Origin of the sequence: Streptococcus sp. 121 (genome assembly GCF_016458205.1) — a bacterium.
Classification (GTDB): Bacteria; Bacillota; Bacilli; order Lactobacillales; family Streptococcaceae; genus Streptococcus.
The window spans coordinates 1-16,517 of the sequence record NZ_JAEMED010000013.1; the positions used below are offsets into that span (position 1 = coordinate 1).

Sequence of the window (16,517 nt, forward strand, 5' to 3'; positions counted from 1 at the left end):
GAATACATTTTTAAAAATCGAGAGTCGCACCAAGGGCGGAGTCTACCCTTTTTTAGGGTGCTAAGGTAGCAGACCCATCTTTATTTATAGAAAAGCTTGATCGTTCATAAAAATCATCAGAATTGCAGTTGTTTATTGCTTGTTTCTGATGATTTTTTTGATAGTTACGCAAAGATATTCAGGGTATGAATAATTCGGGTAGACTGAAGCAAACCGCTAATGAGGACAGGCATGAGACGACCGTGGCGGAAAGCTGTGAAGGCTGCGGTAAAGACATTCTCTTCTTTTTGTTTATCTAGGAGATTTAGAAAGGCCATTTGAGCACTTGCAGCAAAAAAGATGATGAGGAGTCCCCCAAAACCAAAGGTGAGAAAAGCAAGAAAACTTGGTAATAAGGTTATCAGTAGGGTTAGTGCAACTGCCCAAGTCCAGTTGCCAGCCAAGGCCTTTTTGGCTTGATTTTTTAACAGTGTTCGATTCATGAAAACCTCCCAAAAATAATACAGAGGCTAGTATAGCAGAATTGGTAGCTTTGTCAAGATTTAGTCTTTTAGTTTATCTTTTATTACTGTGTTAGCTCGTCTTGCCGTACTTCAGTACTGTCTACGACTCGCTGCCTTGTACTAAAAGTAAACTAAAAGACTATATAAAAAAGACCAGGCACAAGGCCTAGTCCTTGATTCTCTCTTATTCCTCTGATTCTGTCTCGCTTAGAATAGCAGCAATTTTCGTATTGATGAGGTCAATAGCAACTTTGTTGGTGACCCCTTCTGGAATTATGACATCCGCATAGCGTTTGGTAGGTTCGATAAATTGGTGATACATGGGTTTGACCACTTCAAGGTACTGTTTGATCACAGAATCTAAGCTACGACCGCGTTCCTCAATATCCCGTTTAATCCGTCGGATGATACGAACATCATCGTCAGTGTCTACGAAGATTTTGATATCCATGAGGTCACGGAGACGCTTGTCTTCCAATACTAGAATTCCCTCAACGATAAAGACATCTTGAGGTTCTTGGCGATAACGGCGGTCGCTGCGGGTGTGGGCAGTGTAGTCATAGGTTGGGATATCTACAGGTCGTCCAGCGCGGAGTTCGCTCAATTGTTCAATCATCAAATCTGTGTCAAAGGCTAGGGGATGGTCATAGTTGGTTTTGACCCGCTCCTCAGGAGTTAGGTGAGACTGATCCTTGTAGTAGGAATCGTGCTCAATCATGGCAATCTTAGCATTTGGGAAATTGGACAAGATGGCCCGAGATACACTGGTTTTTCCGCCACCGGATCCACCTGTTACACCGATAATGATTGGTTTTTTATGCATGAAATCGTCCTCTCTATTTTTCCTATTCATTGTACACTATTTTCCCTGCTATGTCAGTAGCCTGGACCATGTTATAATGGAGTGAGGTGAAAAAATATGATTACATTTGGAATTTTAGCAACCAGTCCGATTGCCCATGAGTGGATGAAGGCTGTGACAGTAGCAGGGGGCTATAAACTTGGTGCGGTTTATTCACGAAGTCTTGAGAAAGCACAAGCTTTTGCGGATCAATATGGTTCGGAGATAGAGACTTACGACTCTTTGGAGTCCTTCCTCGCGGATCCCAAACTCGACTTGATTTACATCGCCTCGCCCAATGGCCTTCATTTCCAACATAGCCGCTTGGCCCTTGAAGGTGGGAAACATGTCGTGGTGGAGAAACCAGCAGTTTTACGTCCTTTTGAGTGGGCCAGCTTATTTTCTTTGGCCAAGGAAAAAGGGGCCATGCTCTTTGAAGCAGCACGGAATGTGCATGAAAAGGCTGTGACCCTTGTTTCCGATTTTTTGAAAGATCAGGAAATCTTGGGGGCTAATCTGCGTTATGGCAAATACTCTTCGAAAATGCCCGCCCTATTAGCTGGTGAACTGCCCAATGTCTTTTCTGCTAAATTTGGCGGTGGTGCCTTGATGGACTTAGGCATCTATCCTCTCTATGTGGCCCATTACTGGTTTGGGAAACCCGATCAGGTTTCTTATCAGGCTCAAAAATGGGATTGGGATGTTGATTTGGCGGGTCAGGCCAACTTGGTGTATCCAAGAAGTCTGGTGACGATCCAAACTGCAAAAAATTACACAACTTATCTGCCAAGTGAAATTTATACCAGACAGGGAACCTTGATTTTGGATTCGGTAGAGGAAATCAAGTCTGTTCGCTTTCGAGACTTGGCTGGTGAGGAAGAAATGCTTCCTGTTCAAGCTGCTAGCCACCAGATGGCAGAAGAGGCTATGGACTTTGCGCAGATCATTGAGAACGAAGATTGGCTTGCTTGGGAAAAATGGGCAGAACTAGCCCTTGACGTCCATGAAACGATTTGGAAATTACGCCAAGCTGCGGCCATTGTATTTGAAGGAGACAAAGATGCTGAATAATTTTCCCCCAGCCTGGCAGGAACGCTGGCAGGCTCAAGGTTTTGACCAAGCCACGCCCATTCAGGAAGCACTCTGGCAGCCCATTCAAGAAGGGGAATCGCTGCTAGGTATTAGCCCAACTGGCACAGGAAAAACACTAGCTTATTTATTGCCACTCTTGCTGAAGGTGCGAAAAGGCCAGGGGCAGCAGGTGCTCATCCTAGCTCCTAATAGTGAGTTGGCAGGTCAGATTTATGAAGTGACACAGACTTGGGCTCAAGACTTGGGCCTCAAGACACAACTCTTTTTATCCGGTTCTAGCCAAAAACGGCAAATGGAACGCCTGAAGAAAGGACCTGAGGTCTTAATTGGAACCCCCGGACGGGTTTTAGAATTGGTTAAACTCAAAAAAATCAAATTACTGTCTATTGATACCATTGTCCTGGATGAATTTGACCAGTTACTGAGTACCTCACAATTACCGTTTGTGGAGCGTCTGTTGACCTATGTGCCTAAGACTCACACCCATATCTATATGAGTGCTACTCAAGGGATTCCGATGGACCAGTTGCAGGAAGGCACGCGCCTGATTGCCCTCGGTCAAGAAGAAGAAGCCAGTCACTTACAGCACTTCTACATGCAAGTGCCCCAACGTGAGAAAGTGGCGACTCTCAGGAAACTCCTAGCAGTCGATGACTTTCGCGCCTTGGCTTTCTTCAATACCTTATCAGATGTGGGCAATGCAGAGGAAAAACTCCAGTACCATCACTTGCCAGCCTATTCCTTGGCTAGTGATATTAGTGTGCAGATGCGTAAACAAATTTTGGATCGATTTAAAGACGGCTCCATCTCTCTCCTCCTAGCAACCGATTTGGTAGCCAGAGGAATTGATATCCAAGGTTTAGACTGTGTGATTCAGGTGGATTTGGCACGAGATAAGGATACCTATACCCACCGGGCTGGACGTACCGGCCGCATGGGGCGACCAGGTTCTGTGATCACCTTTGTCAGCCATCCCCAGGAATTGAAACAACTTAAAAAATATGCAAAGGTTTCTGAAATTCAATTAAAAAACCGAGAATTATTTCTGGTAGAGGAAGATTAAAAAGCTGTTTGGGCCTTGTCCCAAACAGCTTTTTTCAGAAAATCGAAGTTTTTTTCAAAAACATATTGTAAATTATACAAAAACTATGTATAATATTCACATCAAACAAGAGGAGATACAAGATGAACGTAAAAAATATTCTTAAAGGAATGGCTGTTTTAGGCTTGGGTCTTAGCTTGGCAGCCTGTGGTTCAAGCACTGCTTCAACACCAGAAGCCATTAAAGAAAAAGGGAAATTGGTCGTCGCAACCAGTCCAGACTATGCTCCATTCGAGTTCCAGACTTTGATTGATGGGAAGAACCAAGTTGTGGGTGCAGATATTTCTTTAGCTCAGGACATCGCCGACGAATTGGGGGTCGAGCTCGAAGTTTCAACCATGAATTTTGATAATGTGCTATCGACCCTTCAGAGTGGGAAGGCGGATCTAGCCATTTCTGGTCTGACCAGCACGCCAGAGCGGGAAGCCGTTCTCTCCTTCTCAGATTCTTACTATGAGAATGGGCATTCGCTCCTAGTTCGGGCGGAAGACAAGGATCAATACCAATCTTTGGATTCTTTCAAAGGAAAAAAAGTGGCGGCGCAAAAAGGTTCGATTCCAGAACAAATGGTGAAGGATCAGTTAGCGGACGCGGAATTGGTGTCCCTCCAAGCCATGGGAGAGGCCATTAATGAGTTGGTCGCTGGCAAGGTGGATGCAGTAGCCATTGATGAACCTGTTGCCCTAGGTTATGTCAGCCAAAATAAGGCTTTAGCAATCGCCCAAGCTGGGCTAAAGTCCGATGAGTCTCAAGGTAACGCGGTTGCCATGCAAAAAGACAACAAGGAATTGCAAGAAGTCGTTAACAAGGTCATTGCCAAGGTTAAAAAAGATGATAGCTATACCAAATATTTGGAAGAAGCAAGTAAGTACACGGTAGTAGAAGAATAGGAGTAAGACCATGCAATTAAAAACGGTATTGAAAGGTGTTGGGATTCTGGCTCTAGGCTTGGCCTTAACAGCCTGTGGTTCTAGTAGTGCAGGGTCTACACCTGAAGCGATCAAGGAAAAAGGGAAGCTGGTCGTCGCAACCAGTCCAGACTATGCTCCATTCGAATTTCAAACCCTTATCGATGGTAAAAACCAGGTTGTTGGAGCGGATATTTCCTTAGCACAGGACATTGCGGATGAACTTGGGGTTGAATTAGAAGTCTCAACCATGAGCTTTGATAATGTTTTGACCAGTGTAGCAGGCGGCAAAGCTGATCTTGCCCTCGCCGGCCTCTCCAAAACACCGGAACGGGAAGAGGTGGTCACCTTTTCGGATTCCTACTATGAAAACGGACGGGTCCTGTTAGTCCGAGCTGAAGACAAGGAAAGTCTCAAAGATTTAGAAAGTTTTAAGGGCAAAAAAGTAGCCGCTCAAAAGGGAACCCTCGAAGAACAATTGGCAAAAGAGCAAGTGGCTTCCGCTGAATTGGTTTCTCTACAAGCTATGGGAGAAGCTATCAACGAATTGGTTGCCGGCAAAGTGGATGCAGTTGCCATCGACGAAGCCGTAGCTCTTGGCTATGTATCGCAAAATAACAAATTGGCGATCTCAGAGGCAGCCTTGAAAACCCAAGAAACTGTCGGTACAGCTGTTGCTATGCAAAAAGACAATAAGGAACTCCAAGAAGTTGTCAACAAGGTTATTGCTAAGGTTAAAAAAGACGGTAGTTACGACAAGTATTTGGAAGAAGCAAGTAAATATACGGTTGTAGAAGAATAAGGTTAACTGAATAGTCTAATACTCATTGAATTTCAAATTCTGACTTTGTCGAGCCTCTTTGATGCGTGCACGCACGACTCATCGGGTATATGCAACAGGTCTCCTAGATCTGTTGCACTACCGTCATCGGCTTTCCTTGTTATTTTTTGAAATTCTGAGAGTATTTTGATTGAAATTAGTTAAGTCTGAGTTAAGGGAATAAAACGAAGGAAAAGAAAAAAGGGACCGATTCTTGTTTTTGAGTCAATACAGTCCCTTTTTTCTTATATTAAAAAGTTTATTTGTCTATGGGATACAGTTCTTAAATATTAGAACCTTTTTTTCAACTGCTTTAGGGAGATTACTGAGCAGGTGAGTAGCCAAAATACTACAATTCCAACCTTGGGCCAGGCGATGTCTTGATTTTGAAAGAATGTATTGCGAATTAAATCTCCCGAAGGAACGAAGGGCAGGAATTGATAGATTGCAAGAATTGCAGCAGGTATCCGTTCAGCTGGGTATAGAATCGGTGCGAAGAGTAAACCAATCATCAAGATAATTTGTGTCATTAAAATTGTTAAACTAGGACTAGTAGCATAGGCAATAGAAAAACCAAGGCTAATCATCGTTACAAGTATGAGATAAAGGACTAACAGACCTGACCAACTAAAGGTAGGTAGGATCCTAAATTTTATAAATACCACTAAGAAAGAAATACAGACACCGGGAATAGCCGAAAGGCTCCATATGAGTATATCTGAAAGTAGGATAAGTTCTCTATTTACAGGAAGGGTTTTTACATAGGTTACAAGTCCGTTTTCTTTATCCTTTGTTAAGGACTGTGGGGCGATCGTTGTCCCGATGGTCACCATCCCCATAGTAATAGCACCAGATGCCAGATAAAGATTAATTTGATCATCCGCTTGTGGTATGATCTGCGAGTAACCAAATGTTAGAGCCAAGGTCATCAGTAGTTGAAAAATGCAGCACAGTAGCAATAAATTCCGGTTTCGGATGTAGCTCCAGCTCATCAAAGCTAATAGTTGTTGTCGCTTACTGGTCATCGTTCATCTCCTCGTATTGGTCATTTAAGGTTACAGTTGTTATGCTGTAATGGCTAATTTCCCCTCTTTCAATTTTTTTCGTCATCCACGTTAGAACCTGTGGTACCTCTCCATTATCTACTCGGACTTCAATCTGACCATCTTCTTTGTGAATGAAGGAAAGTGGAAAATCCATTAACACGTGAAGGTTTTGAGGAAGAAAACTGATCTTTATTTTAGCTTGATGAGAGAGTTTTTTTACAGATCCTGCTGCTTTAATTTGTCCTTGTTCCAATAGATAAAAACCGTCAGCATATTGTTCCACCTCAAGAATATTATGGGTAACAACGACTACTATATGTCCGCAAGCCGTTAATCCTTGAAGGTAAGACCAAAGTAACTTACGACGGATGGGGTCAACATCATTGGTCGGTTCATCTAAAAGTAGGATGGGAGGGGGAGCGATGACGGCCATCGCAAAAGAGGTTAGACGCTTGAGACCACCAGATAAATGATCCCCAGATTTGTTTTCCCATTTCCGAATATCTAGAGCGTCTAAAATGTGCGACACCTGCTCTTCTAATTCCGAACCTAACAATCCCCGAATTTTGCCAATTGCACGAACTGCTTGGCGGATTGAAACGCCTTTTAGAGGGGCATGCAACTGGGGCATCATTGCTACCTTCATACGTGCATCATCGGGATTTATTGTTAGGGATTGATCCTCAAACAGTACTTGGCCTGAAGTCGGCTTAACGAGACCTATGATCTGATTGAGTAGGGTCGTTTTTCCTGCTCCGTTATGACCGATTAAAGCAGTTAACTGACCAGCAGGGAAAGTACACGTAATATCTTTGTTTGCGAAAAACTGTTCTTTTTCATACTGTTTGGATAGATGTTTAATTTCTAAGTCCATGTTTCATACTCCTTTTCATCGCTATAGTATGAAAAGATTTCCCAGTCTTCCACATTTCCGTCTCCACATGTAGGACAATCTTCTTCGTAGCGGGGCCATGGATCATGGCAGAATGAAGCTCCATCTTCAAAGTTTACTTCAAATTGTGTACTTAAACTCATCGGTGGTGTGTAATTTGTGAGAACCCTGACGAATTCGTCTGCAAGTACTGCACTTAATTGAAAAATAGCTGGTCCATAAGCAATTGTAGGCGGAGAAAAATTTATTTTTTGAAATCCTAAAAACTGCCCTACAAAATTTGGCGAAGTTTTTGTATAGTGAATGTTCAAGCAATCAAAACAACCGGTTATTCCGGGAATAACAGAATAGATGCGTCCTCTACTTATCTGAGAACCACCAAATATACAAGGAACTCCTGCCTTGATGATAGCTTCATTTACACGTCTCTGTGCGGTAAAAGGAGGCTCATCCATGACGCAAATCACAATTGTCGCTTTAGATTCTAAAATAAGTTCATACACATCAGCTGAAGATTCTATTTTTTTTGTAATAGCTTTTAATGCGACAGACGAGTTCATTTTTCGAAACTCTCTTTCGGCAACTTTTGCTTTACTCAAACCAATATCGTCTTGCTTATAGAGAAGTTGACGTCCTAAATTACTCAGCTCGACAGTGTCGTAGTCTACGATTGTCAGTTGTTTGGGTCCTAAGCCAGCTAGTAAGGTTAAAACATTTGCCCCACCTCCCCCTAGCCCAAGCAGTAGAACGGAACTCTCGTTAATGTTTCTCTGTATATCTATACATTTGTTAATATCCTTTAAATATCTACGGAAATAATGGATATTTGGAATATATCTATCGTCAATTATTGGGAGCTCACAATATTCTTCTAAAACATCTGCTTGATCCAATAAATCAATTCCAAATTCGATATCCTCAGTCGTTAAAGTAGGATACATTTCTTTTAGATTCTCAATCACAAGGGATAGTGGTTTTCCATTTAGTTGATTTGCTAAGGCCAACAGCTGTCCTGAAGGGTCTACAAATTCTTTCGTAATACCTAACTGAGCTCCAATTCGAAAAACGGTCTCATTTATTGAATAGATAGGGTAGATATGTTTTACGCATGGTCTTTTAAACTTCATCATACTTCCTCCTATAGTCTTTTAGTTTATCTTTTATTACTGTGTTAGCTCGTCTTGCCGTACTTCAGTACTGTCTACGACTCGCTGCCTTGTACTAAAAGTAAACTAAAAGACTATAAATGATAACCTTAGATAGAAAAAGGGGATTAGAAATCTGTGATATTCCTAACCCCATGGTTTTCTTCATTCCTAGAAAACAACCCACAGAACATCACCAGCCTGAATAGGCTCACGAACTTTTGCCTGTCGCATATCCCCATCTCCTTTCTATATTTTCCTTATTTTATCTTTTTAATGAGTCGCCATAGATTCTTATGTAAAAAACTGCAGATTTTGTGTCATTTTTGGTATAATAAAATCAATAATTTATCAAGGAAGGTGGATTTATGTTGCTTAAACTAGCCATTTGCGATGATAACCCTCAAGCAAGTACGATAGTCGAATGTGCGCTAGCAGAGAATTTTTCAGAAATAGACTATACGTTAGATATTTATGAAAAACCTGAAAAATTATTGCAATCTGGGGCATCTAATTACCATCTTCTTTTTTTAGATATTGAACTGGGTTCACAGTCAGGTATTGATGTTGCTGCGAAACTGCGCAAACAAAATCCGGATATTCTGATAGTCTTTCTAACAAGTCATCGTGAGTATATGGAAAAAATTTTTCCACTTCAACCCTTTGATTATTTATTAAAACCACTAGCATTAGAACGTCTTAAACAAGTGATGGAGCGGGCGGAACAAGTTTTAGTCCTAAGTAAACGATTTTTTACTTTCTCCTACAATCATGTTCATTATAATCTACATATGATGGAGATTTTATATTTCGAAAAGGAAGGGCGTAAACTTGTCATTCATACTTTGACAGGAATCCATACTTGCTTTATGTCCACGAAGGAAGTATTAGAGCAGGTTGCAAACTATTTTGTACAGTCTCATAATTCTTATATCTTTAATGTTCAGTATTTTTATAAACTTGAGGGAGGGAATGTCATCTTATCTCATCCAGATGGTCGATGGAGCTCCTTACCAATTAGTCGGAAGTTTCGTAAAGAACTTCCAAATCAGATCTTTCAAATTTTAAGGAAGCTAAATGGTTTTAATTAGTCTGTTTCATATTTATACAGCTATCGCAAATATCTTTATGATGGGTTACTTTTTCTATCAAGAATCTTATTCAAAATTCCCAAACAGGAGACAGATTCTGTTTTTAGTAGGACTAGTAGGAGTGGAAGCCTATGTCTACTATCAAGATCTATCATTAGCGGCTATCGTTTCTATCCTTTGTGGAGGGGGCGCGAATCTCTATTTAGCTCGTATCTACGGACATTCTTGGAAACAAGGTGTGTTTTGGACATTTTTCTTTTTAGCTCAAAGCTTACTTCTAGAGAGCTGTTTGGCACTAGTTCTGATGAATTTTATTGCCAATTTGTACACCATTGAAAGTCTTTTTATCTACATCAATTTACTGATTTTACTGGGAGCACTGCTAACTTTTTTCTTAAAACAATTTCTACGTCCAACCGAGGGAGGTGCTAGCATATTAAGATTGACCATTGTTCCAATCATTACAGCAGTTCTCCTATTTTTGGAATTGACGCAACAACAAAACAGACTCATTTTAACTTTTGGCCTGCTCATCATTAATGGACTTGTACTTTTCTTCTATGATTGGATGCAGAAAGAAGAAGTGGAGCGCATTCGAATACAATCAGAAATGGAGAGATGGGAAGGACTGCTTGAGAGCGCTAAGGCTACTCGGGCACTCAAACATGATTTGAAAAATCATCATGTGACCCTCCTTGCTCTTCTGCAGGAAGAGAAGTATGACCAAGTGAAACAGGTTCTGGGGCAAAATCTAGCTAGCTTGGAATCCTCAGAAACTTTTTATACGAACGACGGTACTTTGAATTACTTGCTCAATCAGAAACAGAGTGAGGCGAAAAAAGTTGGTGTAGAGGTCCGTATCCATTGTCTCTTACCTGAGAATATAGCGCTTAATCCGAATATCATTGCAATTCTCTTGGGGAATCTACTGGATAACAGTATTGCGGCAGTTGCTCGGCTTGAGACTGCTGCTTCTCCTATAGAGTTACAGATTTACTATTTTAAAAACAAGTTAACGATTGCCATCCAGAATCCTTTTGATATTAAAGAAAAAAGCAGCCGTGTCCACCGTCAAAAGAGTGGTCTTGGAACGAAAAATATTCGAAAACTCGTCAGTAATAACGGTGGTCTTTACCATCAAGAAACTGATGGCCCTTTCTATAAGGTTGAAATTATTTTCCCCCGTGTGGAGTTAGTTACAAGTGTGACCAACTAACTTTTCTGCTGCTTTTTAAGAATTGTAGGTTACAACTTTTGTCTTCAGTTCCATTTCTAGATAAGATTAAGTCTATTTTTAAGGTAATGGAAGAAAGTTAGAACATGCTTGTTGAAGAATGAATATGCAGAAGGTTAGATGCTCCCAGTCTTTGGTTTTTATTTAAATACGTATTACACGTATGGTGTGCTTTTCTTGTCAGGAGATAAAATCACTATGCTTATGTCGAAAAAGAAAATGGTTGCGCTACTTTCCTCTCATGGCTGGAAAAAGTTAAGGAAAGAAAAGAATCTCATGTAAAGATGGATAAATCTGGTCAGAGACTTATATGGATTCCCAGATGGGTAGATCGATTGGGAAATGAATAAGGGTTAAACTTTTCTAAAACTCTATCAGAAGCGATAGCTGAGAAGAAATTACAGAATTTTTAAATAGGTTTTTGCTTGAAATATTAGACTTCCTGCGGAACCAATGTATTTGATCCAATTTCACAGCAGGATATATAGCATAACCACACTGAAATATCTTGTGACTCAGTCTTTTTTCAAATGATAACTCCGATGAATCTCAAGTTCCGTCACTGTTTTGCAGGAAGTCTAATGATAGAAATGAAGGGAGTATAGATGAATAAAATACGTTTTTTGTTAAAAATGTAAGTGTTGCTTTCCTATCGTTTAATGTACATGGAAGCTCCATTCTAAAAACTCTTGATTAGGCAGCGAAAATGAATCTTAAAAAATTTAGAATGATTGATAAAAGATTGGGGATGACATAAGAAGGTAAAGATCGTATTGGCTGAACTAAATTGTTTTGTATAAAGGCGCAGTACCTCAAACATTAGATGTAGACTCTAGTGATTGGGTTTTTTTTGATATCCGAAAGGGCTATCTGAATGTATAAATTTATCGTATAATAGAAAGCATGAATACTAAACCAAGGGCAGCTTATGTCCATATACCTTTTTGTACACAAATATGCCATTACTGTGATTTTTCTAAGGTCTTTATTAAGAACCAACCGGTAGATGATTATTTACGGGCTTTGATGGAGGAGATTCGAGCTTATGATCCGGGGCCTGTGGATACACTCTATATCGGGGGTGGGACGCCGTCAGCTTTGACGGCACCGCAATTGGAGTTCCTTTTGGAGGGCTTGGCGTCGATTTTTGATATTAGCCAGGTGCAGGAGTGGACCTTGGAGGCGAATCCGGGGGATTTGTCTCAAGATAAGATTGAGGTTATGGCCAAGGCGGGCTTGAATCGAATTTCGCTTGGGGTTCAGACGTTTGATGACCGTGAATTACGGCAAATAGGCCGCATGCACCAGGAGAAGGATATTTATGAAAGTATCGATCAGCTCAAAGCTGCAGGTTTTCATAATATTTCCATTGACTTGATTTATGCCTTACCTAATCAAACCATGGACCAAGTTGTGACCAATGTAGAGAAGGCTTTGGCCTTGGATATTCCCCATATGAGTCTTTATTCCTTGATTTTGGAAAATCATACGGTTTTTATGAATCGGATGCGACGGGGCCAACTGAATCTCCCCCAGGAGGATTTGGAAGTGGATATGTTCCACTTTATTATCAATCGGCTCAAGGAGGCGGGCTTTGACCATTATGAGATTTCCAATTTTTGCCGGCCAGGTTATGAGAGCCAACATAATCTTATGTATTGGGATAATGCAGAGTACTATGGTCTAGGAGCAGGAGCTTCGGGCTATTTAAATGGCGTTCGTTACCGAAATCATGGTCCTATCCGCCATTATTTAGAGGCGGTTGCGGCTGGAGATGCGCGTGTCTATAAAGAAGAACTCAGCCTCAAAGAACAAATGGAAGAAGAGCTTTTCCTTGGACTTCGCAAACGGTCCGGGGTTTCGATTCAGCGATTTGAGCAGAAGTTTGCACGTTCTTTTGAAGAAGTCTATGGTAAGGTCGTAGCCCAATTGCTGGAGGAAGGCTTACTGATTCGGGAAGGTGATCGGCTTCGAACGAGCCAGAAGGGGCTCTTTTTAGGGGATACAGTAGCCGAACGATTTATTCTGGAGTAGCTATGGGAAAGGTTTTTCAAGAACGAGTTCCGGTTCGATTTGAATGGGTAGATAGGACAGGTCGGATTTCCCTGCCTCGTTTTATCAGTCAATTATTGCAATTTTCTGGTAGGCAATCACAAGCACTGGGGATTTCTGACCAGGACTTGGCTGATCGCTATGGCTTGGCCTGGATTGTATTGGAGCACCAAGTTACGGTCACGCGCCTGCCTGGTTTAGATGAGGAAGTTATTCTAGAAACCGAGGTCTTGTCCCACAACCGGTTTCTCTGTCATCGGAGTTTTCGGGTGCTGGATACATCCGGTCAGGTCTTGCTGGAGATGCAGTCCTTGTTTGCGCTTTTAGATTTGTCCAAGCGAAAACTCAGCCGGGTTCCAGAGGAGCTGGTCCAGCGCTATGGCTCGGTTTTCCAAAAACGGGGACTGAACCCCCACTCTTTTGCGGCATTGGAGCAGTTTGAAGAGGTGATCCATCCCCTTCATTTTTTCCATATAGATCGGAATGGGCATGTCAATAATGCACATTATTTGGAGTGGGCTATGGCCAGCTTGGGTTTTAATTTTTTGGAGCAGCACCAAGTTGCGCGCGTGGCGATTAAGTATGTGAAGGAAATTCGGAGAGCCGATGAGGTTGTCGTGCAGACGCAGGTAGAGGGTCGGCGGTCGCGCCATGAAGTCTATGCTGATGGCGATTTGCGGGCTCAAGTTGAAGTAGAATGGAGAGAGAATCAAGATGTATAAGGGATATTTGTTGGATTTAGATGGGACCATTTACCGGGGCAAGGAGCTGATCCCAGAGGCGCGTGATTTTGTCCAGGAGTTGCAGAAACGGGAGATCCCCTACCTCTTTGTGACCAATAACACCACCCGCCGCCCGGAGGCCATCCAGACCATGTTGGCCGAGCGCTTCGACCTCTCGGTCCCCCTCTCTACTATTTATACCGCTAGTCTTGCGACAGTGGATTATATGTTGGAGAAAAATTTAGGGAAGACCGCCTACGTCATTGGTGAGGACGGGTTAAAGGCAGCCATCTCCGAAGCCGGTTTTGAAGAAGATCCTGTTACCCCAGCCTATGTGGTGGTCGGATTGGATACTGATTTAACCTATGAGAAGGCTAAAATTGCCAGTCTAGCCATCCAAAATGGTGCCCATTTTATCGGAACCAACCCTGACCTGAATATCCCTACAGAAGAAGGACTCTTGCCAGGCGCTGGTTCCCTCGTTCGGTTCATCCAAGCCAGCACCCGGGTGGAACCTGTCTATATCGGCAAACCTCAAGCCATTATCATGGAAAAAGCCTTGGAACGCATTGGCTTGACCAAAGAAGAAGTGGTCATGGTCGGGGATAATTACATGACCGATATCCGAGCAGGGATCGATAATGGCATAGCCAGTCTGCTAGTTCTGACCGGCTTTACCCAAGCAGAAGAAGTACCTGACTTGCCAATCCCTCCAACCCATGTGGTGAACTCGCTTGCGGAATGGAGTTTCCATGAATAGGCGGATTCTGGGCACAGGCCTGGTCCTCGTATTTTGGGGCCTGTCTGCATCCATCCTGTTAACCATCCTGGCTTTTGATCTAAGCTACCCACTATTTATAGAGGCCTGGGACTTACCAGGTACATTGGGGTGGACAGCGGAGCGCTTGCTTCGACAAGTCGATGTTTTGATGGACTACCTAACCCTGCCCTGGGTGACAGAATTGAAGTTTCCAGACCTACCCTCTTCGGAATCTGGACTCTACCACTTTTTCGTGGTTAAGCTGCTCTTTCATTTCTGCCAACTGGTCTTTCTTGGAACAAGTATCGGAATGCTGATCAGCAAACCATGGCGCTGGTTGCCCTCGTCTTGGTACCGAACTTGGATCCTGCTTCCCTTAGGCCTTGCTTTTTTAGCAGCCCTAGTCGGATTTGACCAGTTCTTCATCTGGTTCCACCAAGTCCTATTCCCAGGAGATTCCAGCTGGCTCTTTGATCCTGCTAAAGACCCGATTATTTTGTTACTGCCACAGGATGCCTTTATGCTCGCTTTTGTTTTCTGCGGAATCCTCTATGAACTTTATTTCCTTTCTTGGTACATTTATGCCAAAAGAAAAGAGCGCCGATAAATCTTCGACAACTCTTTGAGAAAAGTGTATACTGGAAAAGTAGAAAGTTACAAAGCGGGGCGAAAATCTGAATCTGGAGGTGATGCTTATGCAGGAACCACCTAGAAAGGAAATTCGCATGAGTGTTGAGCTGCCATAGGGCTAATGCTTCAATTCGGGACCTTACTCCTGGCACTGTTGACATTTATTGTCTTATGTATTAACCATATGAACAAAAAATGACAAACAGCCGCTATGAACTTGACAGGTGATTAGCGGCTGTTTGTCGACAATCAATTTGTCCCGTCTTTACAACGGTCTACGATGAGGTTGAGTTAGCACCTCAATCTCTTTCATAACTAGTATAGCAAATGATTTTCTTAAAGGCAAAGAAATAGTGGTTGAGCGGGTATAGTCTTTTAGTTTATTTTTAGTACAATGCAGCGAGTCGAAGACAGTACTGACGTACGACAAGACGAGCTAACACAGTATTAAAAGATAAACTAAAAGAGTATAAAGTTAACTCATTATCCTGAAAATCTAATAGGCCAGTTCCGTAAAGGAGCTGGTTTTTTGAGTGGAATGGTTGAACATTTATTGTTTCACTCAGTGAATTTATACTCAGTTAAGTTCAAAATCTGAAACCAGCCATTGTCTTCGAACAATGGTTTTTAAATCTTCCCAATGTAAACCTCTAATGACTGTTTCTAATTGATCGATGACTGCTTCAAGTGAAGAAAATACCTTGTTCTTAAATCCTCGTTTTCGAATTTCTGCCCAAACCTGTTCAATTGGATTCATTTCTGGTGTATATGGCGGAATGAATTCAAAGCCTATATTGCTAGGGATAACTAATTCCTGAGATTTATGCCATACTGCATTATCCATAATTAATAGGATGTAGTCATCTGGATACTGTTCAGAAAGCTGCTTCAAGAATTCGTTCATCCAAGCTGAATTACAACCGCCAGCTATTATAAAGAACGACTCCCCAGTAAAAGCATCGATAGCTCCATAACAATAACGATATTCTCGGATATGATGGCTTCCTACTATAGGACGGTGTCCTTTGGGAGCCCAAGCTTTCCCAAGTTTACTAATACGCCCAAAACCAGCTTCATCTTGATACATCACACGAACTTTGTTGTAGCGTCTACTGTGTTTAAAGCGCTTTCTCAACTCCCGAAATTTAGATTAGTATGTTTAGACGCCTCAATGGTTTGGGCGTCTGCCTTTTTGGGATGTTCTGGACGGGGAGTTATTTTTCGCCATCCGTGACGTTTTAAAAGATCGTAGAAAGCTACTTTTGATGTGCTTTTGTTAATTTTCTTTTGATAGGCTTGGTGTAAATGAGTAGCAGTAACAATCTCTCCAGCCTGAGCTGATTCCAATTCGTTCTCTAGAAATTCAGCCTCCTCTTCAAAGGATAGATAGGAGTTACGTCGACCTCCACGGCCATCTTTTGTTAGAGCGGACAAGCCATCTGATTCATATTTAGTTACCAAACGCCAAACCATATCGTGAGATAAATTGAGTAGTTGTTTAATTTCTGAGTAGGTTTTATCCTGGCTTCTAAACATACGGCTTGGATACGCTTATGAAAAGGAGCTAGTGACTTATCTTTTAGGGCTGTTTCTAATTCGTTAATGTGTTCTGATGTAAAAATCATAATACTATTATATTTCAGGTTTTGAAACTAATCAAGTATTAATGTTGTTCGGAC

At 41.9% G+C, this 16,517-nt stretch carries 16 protein-coding genes and 1 pseudogene; 11 read left to right on the forward strand and 6 right to left on the reverse strand.

What is annotated here, in order from left to right:
* Positions 1-164: 164 nt before the first annotated feature.
* Together JEQ21_RS03865 and udk are read right to left on the reverse strand one after the other, a co-directional pair.
* Positions 165-482, reverse strand: coding sequence for a hypothetical protein (locus tag JEQ21_RS03865; RefSeq protein ID WP_199364034.1), 318 nt, complete (start codon positions 480-482; stop codon positions 165-167).
* A gap of 205 nt (positions 483-687) precedes the next feature.
* Positions 688-1,326, reverse strand: a complete 639-nt coding sequence (gene udk / locus JEQ21_RS03870; protein ID WP_199364035.1) for a uridine kinase — start codon at positions 1,324-1,326, stop codon at positions 688-690.
* A gap of 96 nt (positions 1,327-1,422) precedes the next feature.
* Between udk and JEQ21_RS03875 the strand changes: the two genes are divergently transcribed.
* The 4 genes from JEQ21_RS03875 (at position 1,423) to JEQ21_RS03890 (ending at position 5,248) form a co-directional block, all read left to right on the forward strand.
* Positions 1,423-2,415 carry a Gfo/Idh/MocA family protein gene (locus JEQ21_RS03875; protein WP_199364036.1) on the forward strand — a complete coding sequence of 331 codons (993 nt, stop codon included), beginning with the start codon at positions 1,423-1,425 and terminating at the stop codon, positions 2,413-2,415.
* Positions 2,405-3,499 (forward strand): DEAD/DEAH box helicase, encoded by a 1,095-nt coding sequence (locus JEQ21_RS03880; protein WP_199364038.1) that lies wholly within the window; start codon positions 2,405-2,407, stop codon positions 3,497-3,499. Before JEQ21_RS03875 ends, JEQ21_RS03880 begins: the two co-directional genes overlap by 11 nt.
* Before the next feature lie 122 nt (positions 3,500-3,621).
* On the forward strand, positions 3,622-4,428 hold the full coding sequence (locus tag JEQ21_RS03885; protein WP_199364040.1) for an ABC transporter substrate-binding protein: 807 nt from the start codon (positions 3,622-3,624) through the stop codon (positions 4,426-4,428).
* A gap of 10 nt (positions 4,429-4,438) precedes the next feature.
* Positions 4,439-5,248 carry a transporter substrate-binding domain-containing protein gene (locus tag JEQ21_RS03890; protein WP_199364043.1) on the forward strand — a complete coding sequence of 270 codons (810 nt, stop codon included), beginning with the start codon at positions 4,439-4,441 and terminating at the stop codon, positions 5,246-5,248.
* 308 nt (positions 5,249-5,556) lie between these two features.
* Here JEQ21_RS03890 and JEQ21_RS03895 read toward each other — a convergent pair whose 3' ends face one another.
* The 3 genes from JEQ21_RS03895 to JEQ21_RS03905 are packed head-to-tail and all read right to left on the reverse strand — an operon-like array spanning position 5,557 to position 8,331.
* Complete coding sequence (locus JEQ21_RS03895; protein WP_199364045.1) at positions 5,557-6,291, reverse strand: ABC transporter permease; 735 nt, start codon at positions 6,289-6,291, stop codon at positions 5,557-5,559.
* On the reverse strand, positions 6,281-7,186 hold the full coding sequence (locus JEQ21_RS03900) for an ABC transporter ATP-binding protein (RefSeq protein WP_199364046.1): 906 nt from the start codon (positions 7,184-7,186) through the stop codon (positions 6,281-6,283). The genes JEQ21_RS03895 and JEQ21_RS03900 overlap by 11 nt, the downstream gene beginning before the upstream one ends.
* On the reverse strand, positions 7,177-8,331 hold the full coding sequence (locus JEQ21_RS03905; protein WP_199364102.1) for a ThiF family adenylyltransferase: 1,155 nt from the start codon (positions 8,329-8,331) through the stop codon (positions 7,177-7,179). Before JEQ21_RS03905 ends, JEQ21_RS03900 begins: the two co-directional genes overlap by 10 nt.
* A 386-nt stretch (positions 8,332-8,717) precedes the next feature.
* On the opposite strand from JEQ21_RS03905, the gene JEQ21_RS03910 reads away from it, so the two are divergent.
* From JEQ21_RS03910 to JEQ21_RS10250, 7 genes are all read left to right on the forward strand, one after another.
* Positions 8,718-9,440, forward strand: a complete 723-nt coding sequence (locus tag JEQ21_RS03910; RefSeq protein ID WP_199364048.1) for a LytR/AlgR family response regulator transcription factor — start codon at positions 8,718-8,720, stop codon at positions 9,438-9,440.
* Positions 9,427-10,656, forward strand: a complete 1,230-nt coding sequence (locus JEQ21_RS03915) for a sensor histidine kinase (protein WP_199364050.1) — start codon at positions 9,427-9,429, stop codon at positions 10,654-10,656. Before JEQ21_RS03910 ends, JEQ21_RS03915 begins: the two co-directional genes overlap by 14 nt.
* A gap of 921 nt (positions 10,657-11,577) precedes the next feature.
* Complete coding sequence (gene hemW / locus JEQ21_RS03920; RefSeq protein ID WP_199364052.1) at positions 11,578-12,708, forward strand: radical SAM family heme chaperone HemW; 1,131 nt, start codon at positions 11,578-11,580, stop codon at positions 12,706-12,708.
* Between the two features lie 2 nt (positions 12,709-12,710).
* Positions 12,711-13,448, forward strand: a complete 738-nt coding sequence (locus JEQ21_RS03925; protein ID WP_199364054.1) for an acyl-ACP thioesterase domain-containing protein — start codon at positions 12,711-12,713, stop codon at positions 13,446-13,448.
* Positions 13,441-14,208: a TIGR01457 family HAD-type hydrolase gene (locus JEQ21_RS03930; RefSeq protein ID WP_199364055.1), complete on the forward strand. Its 768-nt coding sequence runs from the start codon at positions 13,441-13,443 to the stop codon at positions 14,206-14,208. Before JEQ21_RS03925 ends, JEQ21_RS03930 begins: the two co-directional genes overlap by 8 nt.
* A complete protein-coding gene (locus JEQ21_RS03935) occupies positions 14,201-14,815 on the forward strand; it encodes a TIGR01906 family membrane protein (protein ID WP_199364057.1) in 615 nt (204 codons plus the stop codon). Before JEQ21_RS03930 ends, JEQ21_RS03935 begins: the two co-directional genes overlap by 8 nt.
* 144 nt (positions 14,816-14,959) lie before the next feature.
* Positions 14,960-15,037, forward strand: a complete 78-nt coding sequence (locus tag JEQ21_RS10250) for a putative holin-like toxin (RefSeq protein ID WP_199364103.1) — start codon at positions 14,960-14,962, stop codon at positions 15,035-15,037.
* Positions 15,038-15,415: 378 nt separating this feature from the next.
* Here the strand turns inward: JEQ21_RS10250 and JEQ21_RS03945 are convergent.
* Positions 15,416-16,463: pseudogene (locus JEQ21_RS03945) on the reverse strand (IS630 family transposase).
* Positions 16,464-16,517: the final 54 nt, after the last annotated feature.